This window comes from Streptomyces sp. NPDC048389 (genome assembly GCF_040706335.1).
GTDB lineage: Bacteria > Actinomycetota > Actinomycetes > Streptomycetales > Streptomycetaceae > Streptomyces.
On sequence record NZ_JBEZKP010000113.1, the window covers coordinates 1 to 4,963 of the forward strand.

General features: G+C 68.6%; 3 protein-coding genes and 2 pseudogenes. All 5 read right to left on the reverse strand.

Annotation, left to right across the window (positions count from 1 at the left end):
* A pseudogene (locus AB0903_RS34120) lies at nucleotides 1–134 on the reverse strand (ATP/GTP-binding protein); the annotation flags it as partial.
* On the reverse strand, nucleotides 115–744 hold the full coding sequence (locus AB0903_RS34125) for a DUF742 domain-containing protein (protein WP_366708687.1): 630 nt from the start codon (nucleotides 742–744) through the stop codon (nucleotides 115–117). The pseudogene AB0903_RS34120 and the gene AB0903_RS34125, both read right to left, overlap by 20 nt.
* A gap of 120 nt (nucleotides 745–864) precedes the next feature.
* The gene (locus AB0903_RS34130) at nucleotides 865–1,278 is read right to left on the reverse strand and encodes a roadblock/LC7 domain-containing protein (protein ID WP_006127847.1); all 414 of its coding nucleotides are present in this window, start codon (nucleotides 1,276–1,278) and stop codon (nucleotides 865–867) included.
* Nucleotides 1,279–1,288: 10 nt separating this feature from the next.
* Nucleotides 1,289–4,504, reverse strand: a complete 3,216-nt coding sequence (locus tag AB0903_RS34135) for a nitrate- and nitrite sensing domain-containing protein (protein ID WP_366708689.1) — start codon at nucleotides 4,502–4,504, stop codon at nucleotides 1,289–1,291.
* A gap of 351 nt (nucleotides 4,505–4,855) precedes the next feature.
* Nucleotides 4,856–4,963, reverse strand: a pseudogene (locus tag AB0903_RS34140) (ATP-binding protein); the annotation flags it as partial.

Sequence of the window (4,963 nt, forward strand, 5' to 3'; positions counted from 1 at the left end):
TCGGTACGCAGCGGGTTGATCTCCGAGACGGCGCCGACGAACGTGGTCTTGCCCACGCCGAAGCCGCCCGCCACCACGATCTTCGCGCTGGTGGTTGAGCGGGCAGCACCGCCGCTAGAGCTTGCGAAGTCCACTGAGCACCCTTTCGAGCAGTGTCACGTCTGGCTGACCGCCGGCGGACTCGTCGCCGCCGGGCTGATGAATGGCGACAAGTCCGGCCTCTGCCAGGTCGGCGACGAGGATCCGGGCAACGCCGAGGGGGATGGAGAGGAGTGCCGAGATCTCAGCCACCGACTTGATCTCGAAACACAGATGGCAGATCCGCTGGTGCTCGGGCAACTGCCCCTGCAGCCTTGACGGATCGGCCGTGGTACTGACCAGCGCCTCGATGGCGAGCTGGTAACGCGGCCGCGTCCGGCCGCCGGTCATGGCGTACGGACGGACCAGCGGGTTGTGCCTGCCGGGCCCGCCGGCCGACGTGTTGGAGGGCTCGTGCGCCCGCCGCTGCGTCCCCGGTCGGCCCCTGTGCTGTCCTCCCGGGCCCTGCGGCCCTGGAGGCGAACTCGGCTGCTGCTGTCCGTACGAGGGGTCGTAGGACGGCTGGTACGGCGACTGCGGCTGCTGATAGGGCTGCTGGTGGCCCTCTCTGCCCGGCGTCGGAGGAAAGTTGAAGCGGTTGTCTGTGTGCTCACCGTGCGGCTGATGACCGCCCTCGTAAGGGCGCCCGCCTGGGGGTGTTGCCACGATTTCCTCCTCCGACTGCCTATCGCCGGTTCCTGTCCCTGTGGAGCCCGCGCCACCGCACCTTAACGGTGCGGTGGCGTGAAACGCACTGTCTGTCTACCGATCAAGAAGCATGAGCGCTCAGTTGAGCAGGCTTCCCTGGAGCTCCGCGCGCAGGTCCGGGGTGAGGACGCTGCCCGCACGGTCGACCAGGAGGGCCATTTCGTAGCCCACGAGGCCGATGTCCGCGTCGGGGTGGGCCAGTACGGCCAGCGAGGAGCCGTCGGAGATGGACATGATGAAGAGGAAGCCGCGCTCCATCTCCACGACCGTCTGATTGACGGCGCCGCCTTCGAAGATCCGGGACGCTCCCGCGGTCAGCGAGGTCAGGCCGGAGGCCACGGCCGCCAGCTGATCGGCGCGGTCGCGCGGGAAACCTTCGGACATCGCCAGCAGGAGTCCGTCGGCGGAGACCACCACCGTGTGCGACACCCCTGGGGTGTTGTCCACGAAGTTGGTGATCAACCAGTTCAGATTCTGCGCCGCCTGGCTCATCGGACTCACACTAACGCTCCTGGTTGTAGGTACTGCCCGGGCCGCGGCCCGGTCCGTTCGTGTCCGTTCCCGCGCTGCGTCCCTGCTGGACGCCGCGCCGCAGGTTGCTCAACCTGCCGCGCACATCCTCAGGGGCACGGGAGACCTGTGGGCCGCCCTGCGGGGTCTGCTCGGCCGTGCCCTCGATCAGGTTGGCCTTGGGCACTCGCCGGGGAAGGCCGGACGAGGTGACTCCGCCCGCCTTCGGGTCGCGAAGCTTCTCCGCCCGCTGCCAGCGCTCGTCGTTCGCCGAACGCCAGGAGGAGGGCTCCATGCCCCCGCCGCCGCCGAAGCCGCCCGCGTTGCTGTCGCTGCCTTCCGCGGCCTGCCCATTCTGCCCCGCGGACGGAGCCTGCTCGGCGGACTGCTGCTGCGACTGCTGCTGCTGTGCCGGCGGCGTCTGGCTGCTGCCACGCCGCGGGAGGCCCGCGCCCGTCAGTGCGTGGGTGCTGCTCGGAGCCGGTCCCGGACGGTCGAAGCCTACGCGCTCCGAGCCGTTCGTGGGAGCGTCGGGCGAAGATTCCGCTTCGGTTCGGTGCTCCGGCTCGTACGCGTCCTGATAGCCGCTCTGGTCGGTCCACTCCGCCTGATGGGACTGGTTGTTGTACTGAGCGTCGTACTGCGACTCGGCGCTCTGGGGCTCCTGGTATGTGGCTTCCGCATATGCGCGCTGGTGCGCGTCCTGCCGGTCTCCGTGCTCCGGGTAGCCGCCGGCTGCCGGCTGGTACGCCTCCTGGTAGCCGCCCTGGTACTCGTCGTACCCCGACTGCTGCTGCCGGGGCTCCTGCTGCTCGTACGACGTCTCGTCCCGGTACAGCGGCCGTTCGCCGCCCTGTGCCTGGGCCTCCAGGGCCGCACGGCGCTCCTCGCGCATCAGGGAGCGGCCCACGGGGTCGAGCTGCGACGGCGCGCCCTCAGAGGACTGCTCGTAGCGCGAGTCGTCGAAGCCGAGCTCCGCCGCGGTGCGCACCGGGGCCGCTTCGAAGGCCGGCGTCTCGTACGACTGCTGCTCCGGGATGATCTGCGAGACCGTGAAGTCGTCCTCAGGCAGAGCCTCGCCACCGCCACCGTGGGTGATGGCGTCGGGAAGCATGACCAGCGAGGTGGTGCCGGCCTGCTCGCCCGAGGGCCGCAGCTGTACGCGGATGCCGTGCCGGCCGGCGAGGCGGCCGACCACGAACAGACCCATGCGCTGGGAGACGGCGGCGTCCACGGTCGGCGGGTTGGCCAGCTTGTGGTTGATGTCCGCGAAGTCCTCGGCGGTGAGGCCGATGCCCTTGTCGTGGATCTCGACCATCACGCGGCCGTCGGGCAGGCGGGTCGCGGTGACGCGGACCTTGGTCTGCGGGGAGGAGAACGTGGTGGCGTTCTCCAGCAGTTCGGCGAGCAGGTGCACGAGGTCGGTCACGGCCTGGCCGTGGATCTCGGTCTCCGGGACGCCGGTGAGCTCGATGCGCTCGTAGGACTCCACCTCGGACGAGGCGGCGCGCAGCACGTCGACCAGCGGCACCGGCTGGTTCCAGCGGCGGCCCGGCTCCTCGCCGGCGAGGATGAGGAGGTTCTCTCCGTTGCGGCGCATACGGGTCGCCAGGTGGTCCAGCTTGAAGAGGTTCTCCAGCTGGTCCGGGTCTGCCTCGTTGTTCTCCAGGTCGGTGATCAGGGTCAGCTGGCCCTCGATCAGCGACTGGTTGCGCTGGGACAGGTTGGTGAAGATCGCGTTGACGTTGCCCCGGAGCATGGCCTGCTCGGCGGCGAGCCGCACGGCCTCGCGGTGCACCTGGTCGAAGGCGCGGGCGACCTCGCCGATCTCGTCATGGGTGTTGATCGGGATGGGCTGGACACGGGTGTCGACCCGGCCCGGCTCGGTGCGGGAGAGCTGGTCGACGAGCATCGGCAGCCGCTGCTCGGCGATACCGAAGGCGGCGGTGCGCAGCTGGCGCATCGAGCGGCTCATCTGGCGGGCCATGAGGCCGGCCAGGATGAAGGCGGCGAGCAGTGCGACGACGACGATGGCGCCGGTGGTGATGGCGTCGTTGCGGGCTTCGTCGGAGATCTGGGCGGCCTCCTGCACGGCCCGGTCCACCAGATCGTTCTCGATCTCCGTGTAGCCGTCGAACTTGGCGGTGGCGGCCCCCATCCAGGTCTCGGGTGTGACGTCCTGCTCCGCCAGCTTGTCCGGGTCGGTGCCGGAGCCGATCGCGGTGGCCATGCCGGTGAAGACGGAGCCGTCGGCGCCCGTGGGCGGGTTCAGGCCGGCCGCCGCCAGCCGCTTGCCGCCCTCGGTGGCCTTGCCGGTCATGACTTCCTTGAGCCGCGCCGTATCGGCCTCCGTACCGCCGGAGACGTACTCGCCGATGGCGATCTGCTCGAGGTAGTTGTACGAGTTGAAGGCGATGGTCTGCTTCGCGAGGACCGTGTCGTCCTTGCTCGGCCGTACCAGTAGGTGCATACCGATCGAGCGCTGCAGCGACGCGGCGGCCTTGGCGAGCTGGACCGCGTAGACGGTACGGCCGTAGCTGGTGACGTTGCCGGTGCCGAGGCCGAGTTCGTTGGCGAACTCCATCAGTACGTGCTGGATCTTGACGTAACCCTCTTCGGTCTGCACCGGGTCGAGGGCCTTGGTGTAAGCCGCCTTGCGCAGGTCGGTGAGGTTCGGCTCCTCCTGCTTGAACAGCTGGAGACGGCGCTCGAGGCCCTGCCCCTCGGGCATGTCCTCGACGGCCTTGTCGAACTTGGCCCTGGCCGCGTCGGTGGTCTCGTACGCCTCGGTGACGACGGACACCTGGCGGGCGTCCTCGCTGGTGGCCAGCAGCAGGGGCTGTGCGGTCAGGTCGCGCTCGTTGAGGAGGGCCTGGCCGTACTCGGCGGCGGCGCGCACGATCAGCGCCGTCTTCTCCGCGTCCTGCGCCTCGCTCCAGGTGTCGATCGACTGCTTGACCTGGAACCCGCCCATCATCAGCCCGACGAGCACGGGTATGAGGAGGATGGCGTTCAGGCGGGTGGGCACCCGCCAGTTGCGTGGGGACAGACGGCTGGAATCACTGCCGGAGCCGCCGCTGAAACCGCCGACGGCCGGGGAAGTGCCGGAAGCTCCCACCGCATCCGCAGGCGATGCCGCGGTGCGCGGCGGTGGGGTGAAGTTGCCCCGTGCCTGTTGCTCTGCGGAGCTCGTATTGCTTCGCCTCACTCGACCAACAACCTCTCGGCGTCGGCACCTACGCTGTGCCGTGTTTCGTTCAGAGCCGCACTACTCGGCAGTTCGAGGAATTCCAGCACGTCGAGCGGCTCCATTCCAAACACTCGGAATCAGGGATTCCGAGTGGCCCACGCCTCACATAAAACGGGCATAAAGAACGAGCCCCGTCAAATGGCGAGGCTCAGGTGAGCACAGTGGTACCGCGCGTGTGCGCCCGGTGTCCACTGCGCCGGAATTCTCTGTCGAAATGTTATGAAAACGGAGGCGGGCCGTGTCAAAAGACACAGCCCGCCTCAGCGTCAACTACGACAACTGCCGTATTGCGCTGTCTACTTGGCCAATCTACTTGAGGCGGGCCATGAGTGCGTGTTCGACGAGTGTGATGAGGGCGCTCTTGGCGTCGGCGCGGTGGCGGGCGTCGGTGGTGATGATGGGGGTGTCGGGGCCGAT